Origin of the sequence: Methylomonas defluvii (assembly GCF_033949435.1) — a bacterium.
Classification (GTDB): Bacteria; Pseudomonadota; Gammaproteobacteria; order Methylococcales; family Methylomonadaceae; genus Methylomonas; species Methylomonas defluvii.
This window is the reverse complement of record NZ_JAXARY010000009.1, coordinates 92,908-114,511: the sequence shown is the minus strand read 5'-3', so window position 1 is coordinate 114,511 and position 21,604 is coordinate 92,908. Positions and strand designations below refer to the sequence as shown.

The window sequence follows — 21,604 nt, the reverse complement described above, 5'->3', positions numbered from 1 at the left end:
CCGTGAAGATTTATCCGCGATCAGAGCATTGCATTTCTCGTGCACAAATCAGCGAAAACGCCCTGAAAGTGCTGCAGCGCTTGAAAAAAGCCGATTACGAGGCCTATTTGGTGGGCGGCTGCGTCAGGGATTTGCTGCTGGGGCGGGAGCCTAAGGATTTCGACGTGGCCACTAACGCCAGCCCGGAGCAAATCAAGCAAGTATTTCGTAATTGCCGAATTATTGGCCGGCGCTTTCGACTGGCGCATGTGTTTTTCGGCCGCGAGATTATAGAAGTGGCGACGTTTCGCGGCTCGGAAACGGAAGAATCCGACCAGCAAGTTGTGCATGAAGACGGCCGGTTATTGCGCGACAACGTGTTCGGCACACTGGAACAGGATGTCTGGCGCCGAGATTTCACTGTCAATGCGCTGTATTACAACATCCGCGATTTTTCCGTGGTGGATTATACCGGCGGCATGCAGGATCACGCGGCGGCGGTCATGCGTCTCATCGGCGACCCGGAAGTACGCTATAGAGAAGACCCGGTGCGGATGCTGCGCGCCATCCGTTTTGCCGTGAAGCTGGGTTTTACGCTGCATCCGGATACTGAAAAACCGATTTACGCCCAAGCCGATTTATTGAAGAGCATCCCCTCGGCGCGTCTTTACGATGAAGTCATTAAATTGTTTTTGTCCGGTTACGGCCTACAAACCTTCGAGATGCTCAGGCATTACGGCTTGTTTGCGATTTTATTTCCGGAAACCGATCGCTGCCTGGCCAGCGAAGATCATGATTTTCCGCGCTTGTTCTTGATCCGGGCCTTGGAAAACTCCGACACCCGCTTCAACGACGGCAAAACGCTGACACCTTATTTTTTATTAGCCGCCCTGTTGTGGGAGCCGCTGCAATTAGCCGCGCAAAGACGCATCGCCCACGGCGAAAACGAAACACTGGCCTATCAGAACGCCGCCAACGAAGTGCTGACCCGGCAAATCAAGGTCACTGCGCTACCGCGCCACATCACCCAATCGATGCGCGAAGTGTGGTTTTTGCAGAACAAGTTCTCCAGAACGGTTGGGCCAAGGCCTTATCGTTTGCTGGAGCAGCCTAAATTCAGAGCAGCGTACGATTTTTTGCGGCTACGCGCGGAAACCGGCGGCGCCGATCCGGAACTGGTCGAATGGTGGACACGTTTTCAGGAAGCCGACGATGCGGAGCGGGAAAGAATGACCGCGCCGCCAAAATCCGGCGGCGGTAAACCCCGTAACCGGAAAACCGGTCGTTACCGTTCTCGAGGCAAACCCGCCCCCGTCGGCAATGACGCTAGCTAAGTCAGCTGTCGAGGCCTATATAGGCTTGGGCAGCAATCTCGAAGACTCTGTCGATCATGTCAATCGGGCCAGACAGGAAATCGCGGCCTTGCCGGGTGTGGTCGAAATTGCCTTCTCGCCCTTGTACCGCAGCTTGCCGGTTGGGCCGCAAGATCAGCCCGATTACGTGAATGCGGTGCTGCGAATTTCGACCGAGCTGGAACCTTTGGTTTTGCTCAGACAATTACAGCAAATCGAAAACCAGCATGGCCGGCTGCGCAACGTGCGTTGGGGAGCCAGAACCCTGGATTTGGATGTATTGCTTTACGCACAACAGCGCATTAACGAACCGGACCTGATTGTGCCGCATCCGGAGCTGCCCAAGCGGGCATTTGTGTTGTATCCCTTGGCCGATGTGGCAAGCAGCGATTTGCAGATTCCGGACCTGGATTCATTGTCGCAACTCTTGGCGGCTTGTCCGCCCGACGGCTTGCGAAAAATAACAGTATGAACTTATATGCCGATGCCTTAAAGGCGCTGACGATCAGTGATCTGGCGGCAATGAAACGAGCCGGCGAGAAAATCAGTTGCCTGACTGCTTACGATGCCAGCTTCAGCGCGCTGTTGGACAGAGCGGGTATCGACGTACTGCTGATCGGCGATTCGTTAGGCATGGTGATTCAAGGACACGGCAGCACCTTGCCGGTCACACTGAGCGATATGGTGTATCACAGCCGTAGCGTGGCAATGGCCAGGAAGCGAGCTTTTGTGGTTACCGACTTGCCGTTTGCCAGTTACGCTACACCGGAGCAGGCATTGCTGAATGCGGCAAGCTTGATGCAGTTGGGTGGCGCGCAAATGGTCAAGCTGGAAGGCGCCAAGCTCGACGTCATTCGCTTTCTGGTGGATCAAGGCATTCCGGTCTGCGGCCATCTAGGTCTGTTACCGCAATCCGTAAATCGCTTAGGCGGTTATAAAGTGCAGGGTCGTGAAGAACAGCAAGCCAAACAAATTTTGGCGGATGCGGAAAAAATCGAGCAAGCGGGAGCAAGCCTTTTAGTACTGGAATGCGTACCTGCGCAACTAGCCGCCGAAATAAGTCAGCGGCTGAGTATTCCGACTATCGGCATCGGCGCTGGTGTTGATTGCGATGGCCAGGTGTTGGTGCTGTACGATATGTTGAATATCAGCACCGGCAAGCGGCCGCGCTTTTCTAAAGACTTTATGGCCGACGCCTCCAGCATAGAAGAGGCGGTGCGCCACTATCATCAAGCGGTTAAATCCGCGCAATTTCCAGCGTCCGAACACAGTTATTAAGCTTATGCAGATAGTCACCAGCGTCGCCGCCTTGAGAGAAGTCATCCGCCAATGGCGGCAAGCCGGCCATAGCGTCGGTTTCGTGCCGACCATGGGCAATCTGCATGCCGGGCATATCAAACTGGTTAGCACGGCCAAGCAACAGACCGATAAAATGGTGGTCAGTATTTTCGTCAATCCCACCCAATTTGGGCCAAACGAAGATTTTGCCAGTTACCCGCGCACCGAGCAGCAGGATCAGGAAAAGCTGATAGCAAACGGCGCCGATTTACTGTTCTTGCCGGCGGTGACGGAAATGTATCCGCAAGCCACGCAAACCGGCATTTCAGTCAGCGGCTTGTCGGCCCTGCATTGCGGGGCCAGCCGGCCCGGACATTTTGACGGCGTAGCCTTGGTTGTTTGCAAGCTGTTGAACATGGTCCAGCCCGACCTGTTGTTGTTGGGCGAGAAGGATTTTCAACAACTGACGCTGATTCGGCAAATGGTCGCCGATTTGAATATACCCGTTGCAGTCCAGGGCGTGGCAACGGTTAGGGAGGACGATGGCTTGGCGATGAGTTCCCGCAACGGCTATCTGACCGACCAACAAAGACAGCACGCGCCCAAGCTCTATCAAGCCTTGATCGCTGCACGCGACGAGATTTTAGCGGGACATGTCGATTATCCAGCCGTGGCAGAACGGCAGCGCCAAAATCTGCAGCAAGCCGGTTTTGCCGTCGACTATTTCAGCATTTGCCGTAGCAAGGATTTATTGCCGGCCAGCACCTGCGACGCTAATCTGCTGATTTTGGCTGCTGCCAAGCTGGGCACTACACGCCTGATCGATAACCTGTATTTTTCTACAATAAACAACTGACTGCATTGGTTTTTACCTTTAAAAGCTAATGCTTAAATTTGATAGCAGAGTCAATTTCAGGCATAATCGCCGGCCCTAGTATTCGACCTTGTTTACCATGAACATAAACATGCTTAAAGCTAAGTTACACCGTGCGCGGGTAACGCATTCCGAGCTGGATTACGAAGGATCGTGTGCTATAGACGGTAAAATTTTGGATTTTTCCGGCATCAGGGAGTACGAGCAAATCCATATTTACAATATTAACAATGGTCAACGCTTTACCACCTATGCGATTCGCGCCGAAGAAGATTCCGGCGTATTTTCGATTAACGGTGCAGCTGCAAGGTTGGCGTGCCCTGGCGATTTGATTATCGTTTGTGCGTTCGCCAGCTTAGATGAGAAGGAACTGACGAACTACAAGCCGACTTTGGTGTATTTCGACGGCAACAATCGTATTAGCCATTCCAGTCATTCCATTCCTGTTCAGGCCGCCTGATTTAAACATCCGCCGGCGAACGCAATCGCCGGTGGATGTTTGCATTTTTTAAGCTTCAGATACATCTATCTCACTGACCTTCTCGGTCAGGGTGATGCTTTGTTCGATTGCCACCAATACTTTTTGCATGCCGATGCGTTTGTTGGCGTTGATTAAGATTGGCGATTTGATCGAGCCTTTAATGGTCGGCTTACCATTATCCTGCTCGTTGTCTTTGTGTAGCAGAATTAATATCACCAGTTCGTCGCCCGGCTCTAGTTGCAGCAGCGCTTCTTCGGGGTCGGTTACCGTAAAGTTATAATTGATGTTGAAGTGCGACGGATGAGCCGCGGAAAAAGTCAGCTCCGCGTTATCGACCGATTGCAGCCAATAGACAATCTCGCTGCCTTCCTGATGAAATAATTTAAAGCGGGTCTGATCTTCAAAACCGGGTAGGCCGCGCGGAAAATTGATGATAGTGTCCGGATTGATGTCTTGGTTGCCTAACAATTTCGATTGAATTTCCATGATCCCGCCCGTATTCGTTGAAGTCTAAGTTAACAGCATTAATCAATGCACCAATGTATAGCACGGAAAGGGGTATTTGCAATGCCGATTGTGGGCGACCCGCTCGGACACTCTTGCTTTATCATGCCCGACTCCCTAAAATTGCGCGCTTCTTTCAGGTGTTTGCGCCGCTTTCTCGGCCAAGCTTAAACAGGAAGTCGGTGCGGCGGTTTTAACCGCCCATGCCGGCGCTGCCCCCGCAACGGTAGATAAGTAAAGAGCTGCGTTTTTGCCACTGTGCGCTTTGCATGGGAAGGTCGCAGATCAGGCCTCAAGCCACTTATAAGCCCGGAGACTGGCCCGGAAGATCATTCGAGACAGCGGAGGGCTGTTGACGGAATGGTCTGAGTCCATGCCTAGCCTGCCTCCGTCTTTTTCGTTTTCCGTTTTTCCTCTGTCCTTTTTCACCCGGATGCGCGGCGGGCGCAGAGGATAATATGCAAACAATTCTATACAGATCTTTATTGCTGGCGAGTACGCCTTTTACAGTGTGGGCGGCGACTAGCGATGAGGCTATCAACCTTGCCGAAACAGTCGTGACGGCTACCCGAACCGAGACTCGGCAGAACGAATTAGCCACGGCGATGACGGTTTATAATCGTCAGGACATCGAGAAACTTCAGGTCAGAACCCTACCCGAATTACTAAAAGGCACGCCGGGTGTGGACATGGTGCAAAGCGGTGGTTACGGCAAGGACACCAATCTCTATCTGCGCGGCACTAACTCCGATCATGTACTAGTTTTAATCGACGGCATCAAGGCCGGCTCGGTGACCACCGGCACCAGCGCATTTCAGTTTATTCCTATAGATCAAATCGAACGTGTGGAAATCACTCGAGGCCCGCAGTCCAGCCTCTATGGCTCGGAAGCGATCGGCGGGGTGATTCAGATATTTACTCGCAAGGGCGGCACCAGTGAACGGCCGAACATTGCGCTGGAAGCCGGCGGCGGCTCATACGACACCTATAACGGCTCGGCGGCCGTCAACGGTAAATGGGGCAAGGCTTGGTATAGCTTGAGCGCCGCTCAACTCGGTAGCCAGGGCATCAATGCGCTGAGCGGTGTCAGCGTCGCGAGCGGCTATAATCCGGACCGCGACGGCTATAACAACACCAGTCTGAATGCCAAAGCCGGTTACCGCTTCGACAACGGCGCGGAACTGGAAGCATTTTTCCTGCGAGCCGAAGGCGAAACCGAGATCGACAACTCCATCAGTAGCACCACTGAGTTTGTCAATCAGACACTAGGAGCCACAGCCAGCGCAAATTTCAGCGATAGATGGAAATCCACTTTGCGGGTGGGACAAAGCATGGACGATGCCGATCAGTTTCGGCATAACGGTCGGTTTACCAGCCGTTTCAACACCACGCGCTGGAACGCCAGTTGGCTGAACGAACTGGCCTTGCATAAGGATCACCAATTGACAGTGGGCGCCGATTACCGCTTCGACGAAGTCGACAGCACCACACGCTATGTCGAAACCTCGCGTTACGATGTCGGAGTGTTCGCTGATTTGCACAGCCGGATTTTCGACAAGCATTTTTTGAACGCTTCCTTGCGGTGGGACGAAAACCAGGCTTTCGGCGATAGTGTCACCGGCAATTTCGGCTGGCGGTTTAATTGGGATTACGGTCTCAGCGCTTTTGCCAGTTTCGGCAATGCGTTTAAGGCGCCGACCTTTAACCAGTTATACTTCCCAGGCTTCGGCAACCCCGGCTTGCGTCCGGAAAAGTCCACCAGCTTCGAAGCCGGTTTTGCCGGCCATCACGATTGGGCCAACTGGGAACTGCGCGCTTATCACACCAATATCGAGGATTTGATTGTATTTAGCGGCACGCCGTCCACCGCCAGAAATATCGGCAAGGCGCAGATAGACGGCATAGAAGCCGAAGTGTCCGCGCCAATTTTCGGCTGGAACAACAAACTAAGCATGAACCTGATGACACCGAAGGACAGGCAGACTAATTTGCGCCTGCCGCGTCGAGTGACGGAAAGCTTGTCCTATGATGTCTCGCGCTCGTTCGGTGACATTGATATTGGTGCCTCCGTGCTGGCTCAGAGCGAACGATTCGACGACGCCGCGAACCGGGTCCGTCTGGGCAGCTTTATGACCGCCGATCTGCGTACCGCTTATCGCATCGACAAAAATTGGATGTTAAGCGCCAAACTGAATAATATGTTCGACAAACGCTATCAAACGGTTAACACCTATAACAGCTTCGGTAGAAATTTCTATTTTTCTATCCATTACAATTACTAAACCTTTTTTGGAGAACCCTATGAGTTTGAATCAAACCTTGGCTGTTAAACCCGGCGCGGTCGCGTTGATGGCCCTGATGGCCGCCACCCGCTTTCACCATTTCGGTACGCCGTTTGCGTTGCCGGACGCTTCGCTGGCGGTGTTTTTTTTCGCCGGCTTATGGCTGGGCGGACGCTATTTGTTCGCCTTACTGCTGGCGGAAGCGGTGCTGATTGATTACTTGGCGATCACTAAACTTGGTGTCAGCGATTTTTGCGTCTCCAAAGCCTACGTATTTCTGGTCGGCTCTTACGGCGCGATGTGGTTGGGTGGCAAATGGTGCCGACAATTCACTGGGTTGTCGATAGCCACCGCCGCGCAACGCCTGATGGCTCTAGTAGCGGCTACATCCATCGCGTTTCTGTTTTCCAACGGCAGCTTTTACTGGCTATCCGGACGCTATCCCAACGGCTCATTCACACAATATATTGAGCGCGTTGCGATGTATTATCCGCCTTATCTGACGTCTACCTTGATCTATGGCGTAGTCATTTTTGGCTTGGTAACTGTCGTAAAATCCTTACTGGCTGCCAAAGCCACTCGCGAAGCCCTCTAACAGCATTCCAGAATCCAGCGCGGTGATTCTCATCGCCGCGCTGGTCAGGACTATGTCGGCAAGCATGCCCTTCCGCTCTCCCAGATTTGCAATACCTGTTTATCCAACGTAAATCATGATTCTCACCCTCAGCATTTTGCTGGCTGTAGCCATCGATTTTTGGCTGGGCGAGCCGCGCAATACTTATCACCCGCTAGTGATGTTCGGCAAATGGGCTAGCGCTATAGAAATGCGGCTGTTAAACAACGAGCAATCGGTTTTTCGTCAACGAGTCAGCGGCTTTTTGGCGGTGGCAATAGTCTTAATTCCCTGCCTGCTCTGGTTGCGGCTTGTACCGAGTTGGCCACCGCTGCAAACTACAATCGATGTACTGGTTTTGTATTTTTGCATCGCAGCCCGTAGCTTGCAGCAACATGCGCTGGCCGTTCATTCCGCCTTATCGGATAGCGATTTACCGTTAGCGCGGCAACAGGTGGGTAAAATTGTGAGCCGTCAGACCGAAGCGATGACCGAGGCCGACGTACGCCGTGCAACTATCGAATCGGTGCTGGAAAACGGTGCCGACGCGGTGTTTGCGCCCTTGTTCTGGTTCGTCGTATTGGGGCCGTTCGGCGCCTTGCTCTACCGCTTCAGCAATACCCTGGACGCCATGTGGGGCTATAAAAATCAACGCTATTTATATTTCGGCTGGGCCGCCGCGCGCTTCGACGACCTGCTGAATTGGTTGCCGGCACGCTTGACGGCCTTGAGCTATGCCCTGCTCGGCAACACCACACAGGCTATCAAGTCCTGGCGGACGCAAGCCCATCTACTGGACAGCCCTAACGCCGGACCGGTGATGACAGCTGGCGGCGGCGCACTGCAGTTGCAGCTGGGCGGGCCGGCTTGTTATCACGGACAACTGAAACAAAAACCCTGGTTTGGCGGCCCACAACTACCGGAAAACGGCGATATTAAGCGCGCCTGCAAGCTGATGTACCGAACTCTGCTGTTGTGGTTAATCGTCATCGGCGCGGGAGACGCCCTTGCTTGAACATGGCGGACGCTTGCGGCGAGCCGCAAGCCAATACGACATTCCTTTGGCCGACTGGCTGGATTTGTCCACCGGCATCAATCCCAACGGCTGGCCGGCGCCTGCGATTCCCGCCGCATGCTGGCAACGCTTGCCGGAAGACGATGACGAGTTATTAGTGGTGGCACGCGCTTACTATCAGAACGACTCCTTGCTGGCGGTAGCCGGCTCGCAAGCGGCGATTCAAGCGTTACCTTTGTTACGGCCGAAATCACGAGTGGGCTTGCTGCACCCTGCCTATGCCGAGCATGCCGGCAGTTGGCAAAAAGCGGAGCATCAAGTTGTCAGAGTCGAAGCGGAGGCAATTGACGACCGGCTGGACGAGTTGGATGTGCTGATTCTGGTCAATCCCAATAATCCCACTGGCCGGCTATGGAACCGGCAACAGCTATTGAATTGGCATGAAAGTCTTAGCCGGCGTGGCGGCTGGCTACTAGTCGACGAAGCGTTTATCGATAGTTTGCCCGCCGAATACAGTCTGGCACCACTACCTGTGCGGCCGGGTTTGATAATATTACGGTCTGTCGGTAAGTTTTTTGGTTTGGCCGGCATCCGTTGCGGCTTCGTGATTACCCAGTCGGACTTATTAGCGAAACTTGCTGAGCGGCTTGGGCCCTGGGCTATCAGCCATCCAGGCCGTTATGTCGCTGCACTGGCCTTGGCTGATCGAAGCTGGCAATCCGCCGCTGCTGCATCGTTAGCGAAGCAGGGGCAACGACTACAGCAGCTATTGACCGACAGCGGTTGGCCACCCAGCGGTGGATGCGATTTATTTCAATGGGTGAAGTGCGAGCAGGCAGCTAAGCTGCACGATTTATTGGCTGGGCAGGGTATTCTGACCCGCTTGTTTCAGGAGCCGGCCAGTGTGCGTTTCGGCTTACCGAAGGACGAGTCAGCCTGGCAACGCTTGACCCAGGCAATGACTCATCCTGATATCAGGCAATTAAGCGTGTTTGCGCATCCGCAAACCTAATCCGGCGATAACGCTTGCAAATAACCACGCCGCGCCGGGTAGCGGCACAGGGGTAAACACGTGAGTGTCGACAATGTCACTGGCGGTAATGACACCAGCGCCACGAAAATCTTCGCTGTCACCTAATTTTCGGTTAACTTCAAAAACCAAAAACTTCAAATTATCGGCAAATGCTAAGCCAAACAGGCTGGGCAGTTTAGTCGGATCAAGGTCTACCCCGCCCAGTAATAGCTGATCAAAAAAACCTGTCACCGAAAATTCCGCACCGGATACCAAAAGACCACTGTCATCGTATTGGTTGCTAGCCGATTCCATATGAAGGGTCAGGATGTCATAAGTGCCCGGCATTACTTGGGTACTGGTAAACCCCTGACTGTTTATCTGAGCTTCGCTGACGGTGGCGTTGTCGACGATATTTAGCACAGCGTGGTCGTTATCGATCGCCAACGCTTGTCCATTAGCTAATATGGAAAGCGGAGCACTTAGCGAATAGCCCAAACGTAAACTGGCGGATTCGCTGCCTGACGCCGGAAAAACGTCGCTGGAGCTCGGTGACAAAGCATCGACCGTTACTTGTCCTGAAAAATTGCCGGTGCTGAAATTGACGAAATCGCCTGAAAAAGTAAATTCAAGAGCCGCAGTCGCGTTAGCCGAATACAAAAACGTCGCTAATAGGGCAGATAGTATTTTCATGGTTTGTCCTTAAAGTAAATTTAGTGATGCGACTTCTTAGACTTAGCAGCAAAACTAAGCGGAGACGCAGGGGATACCAATATTTTTGTGAGCGAGTTCAATCTCTGGACCGATTATCGCGGCAGCCGGTCGATACCGTCAACCCTTGATTTTCCTGGGCAAACGTTAGCTTGCTGCAAACCCGGTGCCGAAATGGGCCGCTGAGAGTTGGGCTAACTAAAAAAGCTTGTCCAAAATCGACATCACGATTTCCACGGCAATCAGCCAGATAATGATCCACTCCAAGGCTGAGGAATGCTGGTGTTTTTGTTCATCTGCCAGCATTTCCAGCAGCTCGTGTATCGTCTCAAGCTTTTTTGACAATACGTCGGTGCGTTGCTGAATTTCCAGATAATTGGCCGCCATTGAATAAATATGCTGGTATTCGGGATGTTCCCAAAAAAATTCCGGGGTATCCAGCAGATCATAATTGAGGATGATGTCGCTCTTGGTCAGAAACAGCTGGCCGCGGATCATCGCCATGGTTTTGCGATTCAGCTTGATTTTGCCTTCCCGCGCCAGCGATTGCGGTAAATGGCTGGTGGCGCGAATGGTGTCGATGGCGTGGCCTTCGAACGCCGCTAATTTGATCGATTGCGCCATCGCGTGCGAAAGCGCCAACAGCACTTTGAAGTCGGCAGATTGCAATTCGATATGATCGTGCTGAATCCGGTCCTGCTCGCAACCTATTTCATAGCTGAAATTGTCTTCCTGCGGTTCGGCGTCGGGTTTAATCGCGTAATCCAGCAATAAATCCTGCAAGGCGCGGCGGTCGTCGAGATTCAGGTTCCAGCACACCATCACGCCATAGGCAAACACAATCGCGCAGCCGGTTTTGTAATCGACCACCAAAGCGTTTCTAAATAGTTGCGCGCGGGTGGTATCCAGCAGTTTTTCCCGCAATTGCGCGAATTCGAACGATTGCGCCAGGCACACCGTCAAGCAGCGTTTAATGGGTCTGTCGTCTGTCATGTCCGTATTTTCTCAAGTCGGTTTCGGCATTAGTTTGTAACACCGACAGGCAAAACGGTTAAAATAGCCAATTAATTCCTCTACTGAAAGCGTATTGCTGAGTGTCATGCCAACTAACTATAACACCGATGATTTAAGAATTTGTGAAACCAAGGACGTGGTGGCGCCGATTCAGGTTCATGAAGAAATCCCGATGACCGAGCAAGCCGCAGCCACCATTCTGCATGCCAGGGAAGCGATTCACAACATTCTGACCGGTGCCGACGACAGATTGCTGGTGATTATCGGTCCTTGCTCCATCCACGATCCGGCAGCGGCAGTGGAATACGCCGGGCGCTTGAAACTGATCATGGACGAGTTGAAAGACGACCTGGTGATCGTGATGCGGGTTTACTTCGAAAAGCCGCGGACCACGGTAGGTTGGAAAGGCTTGATCAACGATCCGGATTTAAATTCCAGCTTCAACATCAACAAAGGCCTACGGATGGCCCGTCAAGTATTGTTGGATGTGAATAATCTCGGCGTGCCGGCCGCCACCGAGTATCTGGACTTGATCACACCGCAATACGTCTCGGACTTGATTTCCTGGGGCGCCATCGGTGCCAGAACCACCGAAAGCCAGGTGCATCGCGAGTTGGCATCCGGCTTGTCTTGTCCGGTCGGCTTCAAAAACGCCACCGACGGCGGCATTCAAATCGCCATTGATGCGATCAATGCCGCGATGAGTCCGCACCACTTCCTGTCGCTCACCAAAGAAGGCCGCTCGGCGATTTTCTCGACGCGCGGCAACGAAGATGCCCACATCATTCTGCGCGGCGGCAACAGCCGCCCGAACTATGACGAAGTCAGTGTCGATCAAGTCGCCGAAGGTCTGGAGAAAGCCGGGTTACGCCCAAACATCATGATTGATTTCAGTCACGCCAACAGCCTGAAAAAATACCAGCGGCAAATGTTGGTGTCCGAGGATGTGGCCAGCCAAATTCGCGGCGGCGACAACCGCATCATCGGCGCGATGGTGGAGAGCCACTTGGTGGGCGGCCGTCAGGATGTCGAAGAAGGTAAACCGCTGACTTACGGCCAAAGCATCACCGACGCCTGCCTGGGTTGGGACGATAGCGCCGAATTGTTACATCATCTGGCCGGCGCCGTGGAACGCCGCCGTGCCGCCAAAACACACAAGGTTTAACATATGAAAATACAGGTCAATGGCGATCATCGCGAGTATGGCGAAAACGCCACCGTTGCCGACGTAATTGCCGATTTGGGCTTGACCGGCAAACGCATCGCCGTGGAATTGAACAAAGAAATCCTGCCGTTTACCCAACACGCCAGCCAACGCTTGCAAGCTGACGATAGATTGGAGATCGTGCAAGCCATCGGTGGCGGACAGGATGATTATTTCACGCTGGCCGGCAAACAATACCGCTCGCGTTTGTTGGTCGGTAGCGGCAAGTACAAGGATCTGGAAGAAACCCGCCTGGCCACCGAAGCCAGCGGCGCCGAGATTATCACTGTCGCGATCCGCCGCACCAACATCGGCCAAAATCCCGGCGAACCTAGCTTGCTGGACGTGATTTCTCCGGACAAATACACCATCCTGCCCAATACCGCCGGTTGCTATACCGCTGACGATGCCGTGCGGACTTGCCGGCTGGCCCGGGAGTTATTGGGTGGCCATAAGCTGGTCAAGCTGGAAGTATTGGCCGACCAACTGACCTTGTTTCCGGATGTGGCCCAAACCTACATAGCCGCCGAATTGCTGGTCAAAGAGGGGTTTGACGTGATGGTCTACACCAATGACGACCCGATTGCCGCCAAGCGCCTGGAAGAAATCGGCTGCGTGGCGGTAATGCCTTTGGCGGCGCCGATCGGTTCCGGCTTGGGTATCCGCAACCCCTACAACATTTTGACCATCGTCGAAAACGCCAAAGTGCCGATTCTGGTCGATGCCGGCGTCGGCACTGCGTCCGATGCTGCGATGGCGATGGAGCTGGGCTGCGACGGCGTGTTGATGAACACTGCGATAGCCGCTGCGAAAAACCCGGTATTGATGGCTTCTGCGATGAAAAAAGGCATAGAAGCCGGCCGCGAAGCCTTCCTGGCCGGACGCATGCCGCGCAAGCGCTTTGCTTCGGCCTCTTCGCCGATTGATGGGTTGTTTTTGTAATCTCGTATTAGATTAGGTAATGGAGGAAACTGTAAAATTTGTTTTAAAGTTGGTCCATTTAGCTTTTACTGTTTTTTTGCAGAAACTTGGCCATTCCGAAAACGATGCTGAAAAAATCGCCAACCGAATTGGTTGGGCCATTTTCGGTGTTTTTATTGCACTATCAGTTTTTGTGACAATCAAGTACGGAACTTAGAACGTAGGTTGGGTTAGCCCGATAGGGCGTAACCGAACGAATGGGCCAACGTGCCAGTTTACGCACCGTTAACACGATCATCTGATACGCTTAAACCTTTCATCATGAACGCCACGAAGCTTGACACCGAAAACGAAGTAATTTGCTACTGCAGCGGCACCACCGAGCAGCAAATCAAACAACTACTTGACGAGGGCGTCACCGATCCGGAACGAATCTCCCGCATTACCGGCGCGGCATCCGGCTGCGGTGGCTGCGAATTCGAATTTCAGCAGCTAATCTCCGAGCATAATCAAGACACGTAACGCCGATGGCTTGCTGCGACGATCCCACCGAACCCAAAAAACTCGACCGCCGGGACTTGATCCGCTTGCAAGAACAGTATGGCGAGTTAGTCCGCGATCTGTTTACCGACGACCCGGAGAAGGTGATCCTCAAGCTATTGAACGACGCCAGCGGCTATCTGACGGAACTGGCGGCGCTAAACGCCCACCACGCTTCGGTAAGACTGCGAGCCATTGCCTTGCTGGAGAAACCCAGTATGTCGATATTGCAACGAATCGTCGAAAAGGAACCGGAATCCGAATTTGGGTTGGCGGCGATGGCGAGGCTAGCGCAAATAGGGGATTGATCCCATTTATTCTCGCTATAGCTTGGTTGATTAAATTGCCGCGCTAGCGGTCGTGTAACATTGATAAGCCTCAAGATTGTCACTGAACACTAAGGAACCTCTGATTAATTCCCCAAAGCGACAAGCGGTATAATGCGTCATCGAAATCGCATTAGAGACGACGCGCATGAACGAGCCCCAACAACTCAGCTTTGCCGATGCTGAATACGCCAACAAAGGCAAAATCACCCGGCGCGAGAAGTTTCTCGACCAACTCGAGGGCTTATTGCCTTGGGCGGTGATGCTGGCAGTGATTGCGCCGCATTATGCGCCAGGCAACGGGCGGGGGCGAAAACCGTTTCCGTTGGTTGCCATGCTACATGTGCATGTGGCACAGATTGTTTACAACTACTCGGATCCGGGCATACCCACGGGGCACAAGTGGAAGAGGCGTTGTACGAAATAGAATCGTTGCGGCGCTTTTGCGGTATTCGCCTGGCAGCGGTGCCGGATGAAAGCACCATTTTACAGTTTCGGCATTTATTGGAACAGCACGGATTAAGCGAGCAAATCTTCCAGGCTATCAACCAAACGCTGGGGGAGCGGGGGCTGTTTTTAAGAGCCGGCACCATTGTTGACGCCAGCCTGATTGCCGCGCCGACCTCGACCAAAAACCAAGACAAAGCGCGTGACCCTGAGATGCATTCGAGCAAGAAAGGCAATCAATGGTTTTTCGGCAGCAAATTCCATATCGGTGTCGATAGCGAAACCGGCTTGGTGCATACCTTGAAAGTCACCTCAGGCAACGTCAGTGACATTGCCGAAGCCGCGTCGTTACTGCACGGTGAGGAACAATTTGTACACGGCGATGCCGGGTATCAAGGTTTGGACAAACGTCCTGAGATGCCCAGCGAAAACACCCCGGTCTGCGTGATGGCCATGCGTCCGGGCAAATTGGCTAAGTTAACGCAAGACGAATGCGAGCATGCCCAGCTACTACGCCAAGCTGCCCGCGAACTGGCCCGCCGCCGCGCCAAGGTCGAACACGTGTTCCGGGATATTAAAATTCGTTTCGGTTACGCTAAGAATCGTTATCGCGGTTTAGCCAAAAATGCGGCGCGTTTGACCTTCCTGACGGCGATTGCCAACGTGCTGCGCGGTGACGCTTATGAACGCCGGAGCCTGATTGCGTCCGAAATTTGAAAATAAGCCCGAAAACGGGCGGGTTTGCGAGGAAAAGCTACTTTTTTGATAAAAAACGGTCGAATATTGAAATTTTTGACTCACTTTGACAGTGACTGCCGCTCAAAATGGTTGTTTTTCAGAGGTTCCCTAAGTAAAGCCTGATCTAATATGGCGAAACTATCGATTAAGGCGTTTTTCTGATAAAAAACAATGCCCCCCAGGTCTTTATTTGATGTTGCTGTTTTTTAGAGTAAACTGAACATATATACGTAAAAGGAATAGTACTTCCATGACTGTAAAACGTAACGTGATTACAAGAGATGCAATTATCAAAGCCAATATGGCAATGATTGAGGGTAGAGCCGTCGATTTCTCAAAAATGCCTAGCAGTGTTGTAAATATCATTCAAAAAAATAAGCCATCTGCAAGCGATATACGCCGAGCATTTGCCGAAGCTGTTCGGGCAGTAGAAGCAAATGTAGAGTGATGTTTGTATGTCGGAGGAGCACGGTAATTACAATTGGATATACAAAAGACTAGCTGACGACCCAAGTGATATGGTCGGAGCGCTCGCCTACGTGATTTATAAACGTCAAAAAATTGCATATATACAAGCATACGCCGACGAACATGGTGGACAAGAACCGGATGACGATGCTCTTAAGTCATTTAATATCGCTACGGATACAGAAATTGCCGCTGCAGGATTCCGCGCACAGGCAGAAGTAATCCTCGATAAATTTTTAGATCAAGTATTAGCTGGACAACTTGAGCAAATGCAACAAGAACTTCAAGAATCTACGCTAGCCACCACATCCCGGACGGTAGAAACGAATGTTCGTAATGATATCGAAAGTTCGAAACAACTCATTCAGTCCGAAATATCGAAAGTGTTAGGTAATTTAACTGAACGAAAAGGAGTTTCTGGATGGTTACGGGATCTTGGTACAAATTTCTTGGTTAATTTACTTACAGTTATCGTAATCGGAATGGCGGTTGTTGGATACGGCGCATTTGATACATTTAACACATTCCTAAAACAGGCCATAGAGAATAAAGGCAAGCCAGCAATACCATCGGAACACGATAAACAGTAGCAGATTAATTAATGTAATCAGTTTGTTAGGTTCGTTATATGCGGAAATAGGTTACCGACCCTATTTCGAATAAGCTACTGATCCCTTCTTTTGCTAAATTATCGAGCATCTCGAGTCCAGAATAGCCTAATCAATCACGAATATCCTATGCCCCCTTCCCCTCACCGCATCAAAAGCTTCATCCGCCGCCAAGGCCGGGCTACCGCCGGTCAGAAACAGGCACTGGAAAGCCATTGGGATAAATATTGCCTATCGCCGCAGGCGAATTTTGATGTCGAACAAGCCTTTGGTCGCCAAGCGCCGTTGATTGTCGAGATCGGTTTCGGCAACGGCGACAGCCTGGCGGCGATGGCGGCGGCCAATCCGGATTTGAATTATCTGGGGATTGAAGTGCATCGGCCCGGCGTCGGCCATTTGATGATGTTGCTGGAGCAGCGCGGCATTAACAACGTGCGGATTTACCATCACGACGCGATCGAGATTCTAGAGCAAAAAATTGCCGATCGCAGCCTGGCCGGCGTGCATCTGTTCTTCCCCGATCCCTGGCAAAAGCGCCGCCATCACAAGCGCCGCATCGTCCGTCCCAGTTTCGTGGAATTGCTTAACAAAAAGCTGATGGCCGGCGGCTATTTTCACGCCGCTACCGATTGGGAGCATTATGCCAACGATATGCTGGGGATTTTGTCAGCTGGCACTGGTTTGCAAAACAGCAGCCCCAACAACGATTTTTGCGAGCGGCCGATTTACCGGCCTTTAACCAAATTTGAAAATCGCGGCCTGGGTTTGGGGCACGGAGTTTGGGATTTGATTTTCCGGAAGATCTAGCGCTTCACCACATCAAATCGTCCGGAATCTGAAACGCTGCATACGGATCGTCAGCGGCAGTGACATCTTGCGTCGCTTCGTTCAACACCACGATACTGGCGGCGTCCCGCGCCTGCACTTTGCGGGCGACCTCCGCCGGTACGATCTCATAATGTCCGTCTACTTTGGCGATACCTGCCCGGCCATTGATCAAGGCCACCCGTACATTTTCCGCCACGTATAGCGTTTTGACTTTGTTGTCGTCAGTGAAGTTGTACGCCAAACCATTAGGGTCCTGAGCGATACGATTCATTTCGACAATTTGTTTGATTTGCGCCCCCAGGGCTTTTTGCTCCTCGGCCAGCTTGCGTCGCCGATTCAGTTCTCGGTCGCGCTCCACCTGTTCCTGTCGCAATTGCTCCGCACTGAGCTTCACCTCATCGACAACCTCGACGCCGTTATTGCGTTCCAGTTTGGTTTGTTTACGCTTCTCGGCTTTGACTTGCTTGAGCTTGGCGTCGTTGCTTAGGCCGGATTTAAGCAGTTGTTCTTGCAGGGATAGGTTTTGCGGTTTTTTCATGGCTAGACAACGGTTTAGCGAGATTAAAATTCAAGGTCAGCATAGTATAAAGCTTTACTGGCCCAGCATCTTGCCGGTAGCGTATTGCCACCAGCTTAGCGGCTTGGTCAAGGGCGCCGCGCAACGGTCGTAACCCTGGTATTCGATGCCACGAAAAATATCCTCACGCAGCCATTGATAGGCGGCCGGCGCGCTTTGTTGCAAGCGTTCCGGGATCAGGATGTATTGCGCCACTAACTCGGCCAGTTTTTCTTGCGTGGTGCCGTCATAACGGCCTTCATTGACTTCGCCCAAATATTCAAAGGCCTCGAACCATTTCGACGGCCACAACGCCAGCTTAGCCTCGGCGATGATTTTCATGATGTCTTCGTCGTTGGAAATCTTGTGGTACTTGTAGAAAAAATACAGGTCATCCTGGCCGTTCCAAAAATGAAAGTTGTCGATGGTGTGGGCAATTTCATGGACGACGATAGGCAGCCTAAAGTCCACCAGATACTGCACGCCGATGTCCCGGTAAGTGCCGCCTTCCTTGCCCTTGTCGAAAGCCTTGACGGTGAACACGATCAGATTCTGGCCGCTGAATACCTGAGCCACGGTCTGCGAGCGAAAGCCTATGCCCGGCACCAGCGTCAACGGATGAGTATGATCCTGCCAGATGCTGTTTTTGTAGTCCTCCTGAAACGCATCGCGAATCAGTTCCTGCATCACCGTGGGCTTGTCGGCGATTTCCTCTTCTAGATTATCTACCGGCTTGGCTTTGCTGATGCTTTGTCTTAAAAAGGCCGGGATCTTACGAATCGCTTTTTCGAACAAACGCAGATGATCTACGTTGAAGCGTCGCACTTCATATCGATAGTCATCGCTGTGTTTGACCACGGTTTTGGTGTCGTAGAACAAGGCCAAGGCCCGCCAGGCAGCTTCAGGGTCGTCCCAATATTTTTCCAGTACGCAGAGTTCGCCAGCGGTGTTGTTGGCGCAGTCTTCGCGGTAATCGGCCAAGTCGTCGAGATGATCCTGGTTTTTATGATCGGTCAGCACCGCCACCGCTTGTTTGCGCAAACCGGGGTGGTTTGTTTCGTAAAAGCGGATGATGTCCGCCAGTACCGGTGTGGGTGTAAATTGTTGTTGGCTGGTGGCGCAAACCAATTCGGTGTTTTGCGACAGCGTGAAAAAGCGGTTTTGAAACAGCGGTACCGGCTCGGCTGCGTATCCAAAGCCGGCATTTAACAGCAGCCAGCCTAAGCAAGCAGGCCGCAACAAGGTCAAACGGCGCAAGTTTTATTTATCCAGGCCCATGGCGTCCCACACTTTTTGAATGGCGCCTTCATCCTTGTAATTGGCTTGCGGTGCCCCGGCGGGGTAATTCAAGGTATAGATTCGTTCGGCGTCGGCGGCCAACTCGTCCATGCCCAACTGCCGATAACCGTCCTGCATGATTTGCAAGGCAAACGGCACCGCCGGGGTGCGTTGATATTCCTTGATGATGTAATTAGCCCGGTTAACAGCGGCGACATAGGCTTTACGGCGCATGTAAAAGTCGGCGACATGGACTTCGTACATTGCCATATTGTTACGGAGTGCGATCATCCGCAGTTTGGCATCGGCAACATATTGGCTATTGGGATAGCGGCGGATCAATTCCTGGAAATTATCATAAGAATCTTTGGCCGGACCGGGATCGCGTTGCGAAGAGTCCGTGGGCAGAAAGCGGTCTATAAAGCCGATGCCGCGGTTGTAATTGATCAGGCCCTTCAGATAATAGGCATAATCGACATTGGGGTTACGTGGATGGATTTTAATGAAGCGGTCGGCGGCGGCTAAGCCAGCTTCCGGATCGTCGTTTTTATAGTAAGCGTAAGCGACATTTAATTGGGCCTGAGCCGCATAGTCGCCGAACGGATAACGCGATTCCAGCGCTTCGTAAAGAGTCACCGCTTTTTGATAGTTTTTATTGTCCAGCGCCTCCTTGGCTTTTTCATGGAACATCTTATCGTCCCAACCGGCGTATTCTTCATCTTTATTATTAGCCGAAGAATCCTTGCTCATAAAGGCATCCAGGGTCTCGCAGCCTTGCAGCGTCCAAGCCAGACAGGCGATAAAAACGGTTTTTACTAAAACTAATCGCATACGTTTATCAACACGTTGTAATATTGCGGGTTTTTTGCAGCTTTTGGCGGCATTCTGGCCGCGAGTATAACTTAAAAACGACTATGACGATATTGACGGCAAGGGTTCCCGAGGAACTGGCAGGTATGCGACTGGACCAGTGTCTGGCCGAAGTGTTTCCGGATTATTCGCGCAGCAAACTGCAAACCTGGATCAAAGCCGGCCGGGTATTGGTGAATGGTGAGGTTATGAAAGGCCGCGAGAAATTGGACGGCGGTGAGGAAATCGAGCTGGATGCCGAAGCTGAGCGCGTGATCGAATATGCGCCTCAGGAAATCCCGCTAGACATTGTTTATGAAGACGATTCTTTGCTCATCGTTAACAAACCGGCCGGTTTGGTCGTGCATCCGGCGGTCGGCAACTGGGATGGCACCTTAGTTAATGCCTTGCTCAATCACGCCCCCAATCTGGATACCCTGCCCCGCGCCGGCATAGTGCACCGCATCGACAAGGATACCAGCGGCTTGCTGATGATCGCCAAAACCTTGCAGGCTCATAACAGCCTGGTCGAGCAACTCCAAGCACGCAGCATCCATCGTGAATATCTGGCGCTGGTAAAGGGCTGGATGACCGCCGGTGGCACCGTCGACGAACCAATCGGCCGGCATCCGGTGGATCGTAAACGCAATGCCGTAGTGCGGCGCGGCGGTAAAGAAGCGATTACCCATTACCGGCTGGAACAACGCTTTAAGCGCCATACGCTGATTCGCGTCAAGCTGGAAACCGGCCGCACGCATCAGATTAGAGTGCATATGTCGCACATCAATTATCCGCTGGTCGGCGATCAAGTCTACGGCGGCCGCTTCCAAATGCCGGCTGACTGTAATCCCGCGTTGGCAGAGGCCTTACGCAATTTTAAGCGCCAAGCCCTGCATGCCGCGAAATTGGGTTTGGAGCATCCGGAAACCGGCGAATACTGCGAATGGGAACAACCCATCCCCGAAGACATGCAAAATCTGTTGAAATTATTGGCCGAAAATGAATTGGATCAAGCCTGATTGGCCGCTGCCGGCGCATGTGCATGCCGCCGTCACCTTGCGCACCGGCGGTGTCAGTACCGGCCCTTACGCCAGTTTGAATCCGGCCAGTCACGTTAATGACAACCCGCAGCACGTCAAAACCAACCGCTACATCATCAAGGACATGCTGCAACTGCCGTCCGAACCGGTCTGGCTGCAACAAGTGCACGGGACGCGCGTGGTGAACGCCGACGAAACCGAGAGCTTAGTGGAGGCGGACGCCAGCTTTGCCGATCAATCCGGCACGGTATGCGCGATTCTGACGGCGGATTGCCTGCCAGTGCTGTTCTGTGGAGACGACGGCGAAGTGGTTGCCGCCGCCCACGCCGGCTGGCGCGGTTTGCAGGCCGGCATCATCGCCGAAACCCTGTATGCGATGAGTTGTGAAGATGTGCATGTTTGGCTGGGGCCGGCGATAGGTCCGGATAATTTCGAAGTCGGCGACGAGGTACGCGATGCGTTTATTAAGGACAATCCGATTACGTCCGTAGCGTTTCGTGCCGGCCAGCCTGGCAAATGGCTGGCGGATATTTACCGGCTGGCGCGTATTAAACTGGCGGAACTGGGTGTGGAACACGTTTATGGCGGTGACCTATGCACCGTCGCCGATCCTCAACGTTTTTACTCGTATCGCCGTGACGGCGCGAATACTGGCCGCATGGCCAGTTTGATCTGGAGAGACTAAT

25 protein-coding genes, 1 pseudogene and 1 riboswitch are annotated in these 21,604 nt (G+C 52.6%); of the genes and pseudogenes, 20 read left to right on the top strand and 6 right to left on the bottom strand.

Annotated elements, in window-relative coordinates:
• Window positions 1-2 precede the first annotated feature (2 nt).
• The 5 genes from pcnB (at window position 3) to panD (ending at window position 3,943) form a co-directional block, all read left to right on the top strand.
• A complete protein-coding gene (pcnB, locus tag QLH52_RS11430) occupies window positions 3-1,313 on the top strand; it encodes a polynucleotide adenylyltransferase PcnB (protein ID WP_319961627.1) in 1,311 nt (436 codons plus the stop codon).
• On the top strand, window positions 1,300-1,803 hold the full coding sequence (gene folK / locus QLH52_RS11425; protein ID WP_319961626.1) for a 2-amino-4-hydroxy-6-hydroxymethyldihydropteridine diphosphokinase: 504 nt from the start codon (window positions 1,300-1,302) through the stop codon (window positions 1,801-1,803). Before pcnB ends, folK begins: the two co-directional genes overlap by 14 nt.
• The gene (panB, locus tag QLH52_RS11420) at window positions 1,800-2,609 is read left to right on the top strand and encodes a 3-methyl-2-oxobutanoate hydroxymethyltransferase (RefSeq protein WP_319961625.1); all 810 of its coding nucleotides are present in this window, start codon (window positions 1,800-1,802) and stop codon (window positions 2,607-2,609) included. The genes folK and panB overlap by 4 nt, the downstream gene beginning before the upstream one ends.
• A gap of 4 nt (window positions 2,610-2,613) precedes the next feature.
• The gene (panC, locus tag QLH52_RS11415; RefSeq protein WP_319961624.1) at window positions 2,614-3,465 is read left to right on the top strand and encodes a pantoate--beta-alanine ligase; all 852 of its coding nucleotides are present in this window, start codon (window positions 2,614-2,616) and stop codon (window positions 3,463-3,465) included.
• Window positions 3,466-3,562: 97 nt separating this feature from the next.
• Window positions 3,563-3,943 carry an aspartate 1-decarboxylase gene (gene panD, locus QLH52_RS11410; RefSeq protein ID WP_033156827.1) on the top strand — a complete coding sequence of 127 codons (381 nt, stop codon included), beginning with the start codon at window positions 3,563-3,565 and terminating at the stop codon, window positions 3,941-3,943.
• Window positions 3,944-3,991: 48 nt separating this feature from the next.
• On the opposite strand, the gene fliW is transcribed toward panD, so the two are convergent.
• Window positions 3,992-4,450, bottom strand: coding sequence for a flagellar assembly protein FliW (gene fliW, locus QLH52_RS11405; protein WP_033156828.1), 459 nt, complete (start codon window positions 4,448-4,450; stop codon window positions 3,992-3,994).
• A gap of 139 nt (window positions 4,451-4,589) precedes the next feature.
• A riboswitch (cobalamin riboswitch) is annotated at window positions 4,590-4,807 on the top strand.
• Window positions 4,808-4,926: 119 nt separating this feature from the next.
• Here fliW and QLH52_RS11400 point away from each other — a divergent pair.
• The 4 genes from QLH52_RS11400 (at window position 4,927) to cobD (ending at window position 9,390) form a co-directional block, all read left to right on the top strand.
• Entirely contained in the window at window positions 4,927-6,750 is a 1,824-nt protein-coding gene (locus QLH52_RS11400) for a TonB-dependent receptor domain-containing protein (protein ID WP_051670006.1), read from the top strand.
• Between the two features lie 19 nt (window positions 6,751-6,769).
• Complete coding sequence (locus tag QLH52_RS11395) at window positions 6,770-7,345, top strand: hypothetical protein (protein ID WP_319961623.1); 576 nt, start codon at window positions 6,770-6,772, stop codon at window positions 7,343-7,345.
• A gap of 115 nt (window positions 7,346-7,460) precedes the next feature.
• Entirely contained in the window at window positions 7,461-8,378 is a 918-nt protein-coding gene (cbiB, locus tag QLH52_RS11390; RefSeq protein WP_319961622.1) for an adenosylcobinamide-phosphate synthase CbiB, read from the top strand.
• A complete protein-coding gene (gene cobD, locus QLH52_RS11385; RefSeq protein WP_319961621.1) occupies window positions 8,371-9,390 on the top strand; it encodes a threonine-phosphate decarboxylase CobD in 1,020 nt (339 codons plus the stop codon). Before cbiB ends, cobD begins: the two co-directional genes overlap by 8 nt.
• Here cobD and QLH52_RS11380 read toward each other — a convergent pair.
• The gene (locus tag QLH52_RS11380) at window positions 9,361-10,083 is read right to left on the bottom strand and encodes a hypothetical protein (protein WP_033156831.1); all 723 of its coding nucleotides are present in this window, start codon (window positions 10,081-10,083) and stop codon (window positions 9,361-9,363) included. The two genes, cobD and QLH52_RS11380, sit on opposite strands and share 30 nt — an antisense overlap.
• Before the next feature lie 216 nt (window positions 10,084-10,299).
• Window positions 10,300-11,094, bottom strand: a complete 795-nt coding sequence (locus QLH52_RS11375; RefSeq protein ID WP_033156832.1) for an RMD1 family protein — start codon at window positions 11,092-11,094, stop codon at window positions 10,300-10,302.
• A gap of 106 nt (window positions 11,095-11,200) precedes the next feature.
• On the opposite strand from QLH52_RS11375, the gene aroG reads away from it, so the two are divergent.
• The 9 genes and pseudogenes from aroG to trmB all read left to right on the top strand — a co-directional run bounded on the left by aroG (window position 11,201) and on the right by trmB (window position 17,174).
• On the top strand, window positions 11,201-12,280 hold the full coding sequence (aroG, locus tag QLH52_RS11370; RefSeq protein ID WP_319961620.1) for a 3-deoxy-7-phosphoheptulonate synthase AroG: 1,080 nt from the start codon (window positions 11,201-11,203) through the stop codon (window positions 12,278-12,280).
• Window positions 12,281-12,283: 3 nt separating this feature from the next.
• Entirely contained in the window at window positions 12,284-13,261 is a 978-nt protein-coding gene (thiS, locus tag QLH52_RS11365; protein WP_319961619.1) for a sulfur carrier protein ThiS, read from the top strand.
• Window positions 13,262-13,280: 19 nt separating this feature from the next.
• Window positions 13,281-13,457, top strand: a complete 177-nt coding sequence (locus QLH52_RS11360) for a hypothetical protein (RefSeq protein ID WP_319961618.1) — start codon at window positions 13,281-13,283, stop codon at window positions 13,455-13,457.
• A gap of 104 nt (window positions 13,458-13,561) precedes the next feature.
• A complete protein-coding gene (locus QLH52_RS11355) occupies window positions 13,562-13,762 on the top strand; it encodes a (2Fe-2S)-binding protein (RefSeq protein ID WP_171697235.1) in 201 nt (66 codons plus the stop codon).
• A gap of 5 nt (window positions 13,763-13,767) precedes the next feature.
• Window positions 13,768-14,088, top strand: coding sequence for a hypothetical protein (locus tag QLH52_RS11350; protein WP_319961617.1), 321 nt, complete (start codon window positions 13,768-13,770; stop codon window positions 14,086-14,088).
• A gap of 166 nt (window positions 14,089-14,254) precedes the next feature.
• Window positions 14,255-15,270, top strand: a pseudogene (locus QLH52_RS11345) (IS5 family transposase).
• 271 nt (window positions 15,271-15,541) lie between these two features.
• Window positions 15,542-15,739 carry a hypothetical protein gene (locus QLH52_RS11340; RefSeq protein WP_319961616.1) on the top strand — a complete coding sequence of 66 codons (198 nt, stop codon included), beginning with the start codon at window positions 15,542-15,544 and terminating at the stop codon, window positions 15,737-15,739.
• 7 nt (window positions 15,740-15,746) lie between these two features.
• A complete protein-coding gene (locus QLH52_RS11335) occupies window positions 15,747-16,349 on the top strand; it encodes a hypothetical protein (protein ID WP_319961615.1) in 603 nt (200 codons plus the stop codon).
• 147 nt (window positions 16,350-16,496) lie between these two features.
• The gene (gene trmB, locus QLH52_RS11330; protein ID WP_319961614.1) at window positions 16,497-17,174 is read left to right on the top strand and encodes a tRNA (guanosine(46)-N7)-methyltransferase TrmB; all 678 of its coding nucleotides are present in this window, start codon (window positions 16,497-16,499) and stop codon (window positions 17,172-17,174) included.
• A 4-nt stretch (window positions 17,175-17,178) separates the two neighbouring features.
• Here trmB and QLH52_RS11325 read toward each other — a convergent pair whose 3' ends face one another.
• Genes QLH52_RS11325 through QLH52_RS11315 form a run of 3 tightly spaced genes read right to left on the bottom strand, consistent with a single transcriptional unit; the run spans window position 17,179 to window position 19,860 of the window.
• A complete protein-coding gene (locus QLH52_RS11325; RefSeq protein ID WP_319961613.1) occupies window positions 17,179-17,733 on the bottom strand; it encodes a DUF2058 domain-containing protein in 555 nt (184 codons plus the stop codon).
• A 54-nt stretch (window positions 17,734-17,787) separates the two neighbouring features.
• Window positions 17,788-19,008: a hypothetical protein gene (locus QLH52_RS11320; RefSeq protein WP_205452625.1), complete on the bottom strand. Its 1,221-nt coding sequence runs from the start codon at window positions 19,006-19,008 to the stop codon at window positions 17,788-17,790.
• Window positions 19,009-19,011: 3 nt separating this feature from the next.
• On the bottom strand, window positions 19,012-19,860 hold the full coding sequence (locus QLH52_RS11315) for an outer membrane protein assembly factor BamD (protein WP_171697229.1): 849 nt from the start codon (window positions 19,858-19,860) through the stop codon (window positions 19,012-19,014).
• Between the two features lie 83 nt (window positions 19,861-19,943).
• On the opposite strand from QLH52_RS11315, the gene rluD reads away from it, so the two are divergent.
• The gene (gene rluD / locus QLH52_RS11310) at window positions 19,944-20,897 is read left to right on the top strand and encodes a 23S rRNA pseudouridine(1911/1915/1917) synthase RluD (RefSeq protein ID WP_319961612.1); all 954 of its coding nucleotides are present in this window, start codon (window positions 19,944-19,946) and stop codon (window positions 20,895-20,897) included.
• Window positions 20,878-21,603 (top strand): peptidoglycan editing factor PgeF, encoded by a 726-nt coding sequence (gene pgeF / locus QLH52_RS11305; RefSeq protein ID WP_101052693.1) that lies wholly within the window; start codon window positions 20,878-20,880, stop codon window positions 21,601-21,603. Before rluD ends, pgeF begins: the two co-directional genes overlap by 20 nt.
• Window position 21,604 lies beyond the last annotated feature (1 nt).

Excerpts from the sequence above, each read along its gene's own strand:
- folK (WP_319961626.1), top strand. The coding sequence starts at position 1,300 with ATGACGCTAGCTAAGTCAGCTGTCGAGGCCTATATAGGCTTGGGCAGC.
- panB (WP_319961625.1), top strand. The coding sequence starts at position 1,800 with ATGAACTTATATGCCGATGCCTTAAAGGCGCTGACGATCAGTGATCTG.
- panC (WP_319961624.1), top strand. The coding sequence starts at position 2,614 with ATGCAGATAGTCACCAGCGTCGCCGCCTTGAGAGAAGTCATCCGCCAA.
- panD (WP_033156827.1), top strand. The coding sequence starts at position 3,563 with ATGAACATAAACATGCTTAAAGCTAAGTTACACCGTGCGCGGGTAACG.
- fliW (WP_033156828.1), bottom strand. The coding sequence starts at position 4,450 with ATGGAAATTCAATCGAAATTGTTAGGCAACCAAGACATCAATCCGGAC.
- QLH52_RS11400 (WP_051670006.1), top strand. The coding sequence starts at position 4,927 with ATGCAAACAATTCTATACAGATCTTTATTGCTGGCGAGTACGCCTTTT.
- QLH52_RS11395 (WP_319961623.1), top strand. The coding sequence starts at position 6,770 with ATGAGTTTGAATCAAACCTTGGCTGTTAAACCCGGCGCGGTCGCGTTG.
- cbiB (WP_319961622.1), top strand. The coding sequence starts at position 7,461 with ATGATTCTCACCCTCAGCATTTTGCTGGCTGTAGCCATCGATTTTTGG.
- QLH52_RS11380 (WP_033156831.1), bottom strand. The coding sequence starts at position 10,083 with ATGAAAATACTATCTGCCCTATTAGCGACGTTTTTGTATTCGGCTAAC.
- QLH52_RS11375 (WP_033156832.1), bottom strand. The coding sequence starts at position 11,094 with ATGACAGACGACAGACCCATTAAACGCTGCTTGACGGTGTGCCTGGCG.
- aroG (WP_319961620.1), top strand. The coding sequence starts at position 11,201 with ATGCCAACTAACTATAACACCGATGATTTAAGAATTTGTGAAACCAAG.
- thiS (WP_319961619.1), top strand. The coding sequence starts at position 12,284 with ATGAAAATACAGGTCAATGGCGATCATCGCGAGTATGGCGAAAACGCC.
- QLH52_RS11360 (WP_319961618.1), top strand. The coding sequence starts at position 13,281 with ATGGAGGAAACTGTAAAATTTGTTTTAAAGTTGGTCCATTTAGCTTTT.
- QLH52_RS11355 (WP_171697235.1), top strand. The coding sequence starts at position 13,562 with ATGAACGCCACGAAGCTTGACACCGAAAACGAAGTAATTTGCTACTGC.
- QLH52_RS11350 (WP_319961617.1), top strand. The coding sequence starts at position 13,768 with ATGGCTTGCTGCGACGATCCCACCGAACCCAAAAAACTCGACCGCCGG.
- QLH52_RS11340 (WP_319961616.1), top strand. The coding sequence starts at position 15,542 with ATGACTGTAAAACGTAACGTGATTACAAGAGATGCAATTATCAAAGCC.
- QLH52_RS11335 (WP_319961615.1), top strand. The coding sequence starts at position 15,747 with ATGTCGGAGGAGCACGGTAATTACAATTGGATATACAAAAGACTAGCT.
- trmB (WP_319961614.1), top strand. The coding sequence starts at position 16,497 with ATGCCCCCTTCCCCTCACCGCATCAAAAGCTTCATCCGCCGCCAAGGC.
- QLH52_RS11325 (WP_319961613.1), bottom strand. The coding sequence starts at position 17,733 with ATGAAAAAACCGCAAAACCTATCCCTGCAAGAACAACTGCTTAAATCC.
- QLH52_RS11315 (WP_171697229.1), bottom strand. The coding sequence starts at position 19,860 with ATGCGATTAGTTTTAGTAAAAACCGTTTTTATCGCCTGTCTGGCTTGG.
- rluD (WP_319961612.1), top strand. The coding sequence starts at position 19,944 with ATGACGATATTGACGGCAAGGGTTCCCGAGGAACTGGCAGGTATGCGA.
- pgeF (WP_101052693.1), top strand. The coding sequence starts at position 20,878 with ATGAATTGGATCAAGCCTGATTGGCCGCTGCCGGCGCATGTGCATGCC.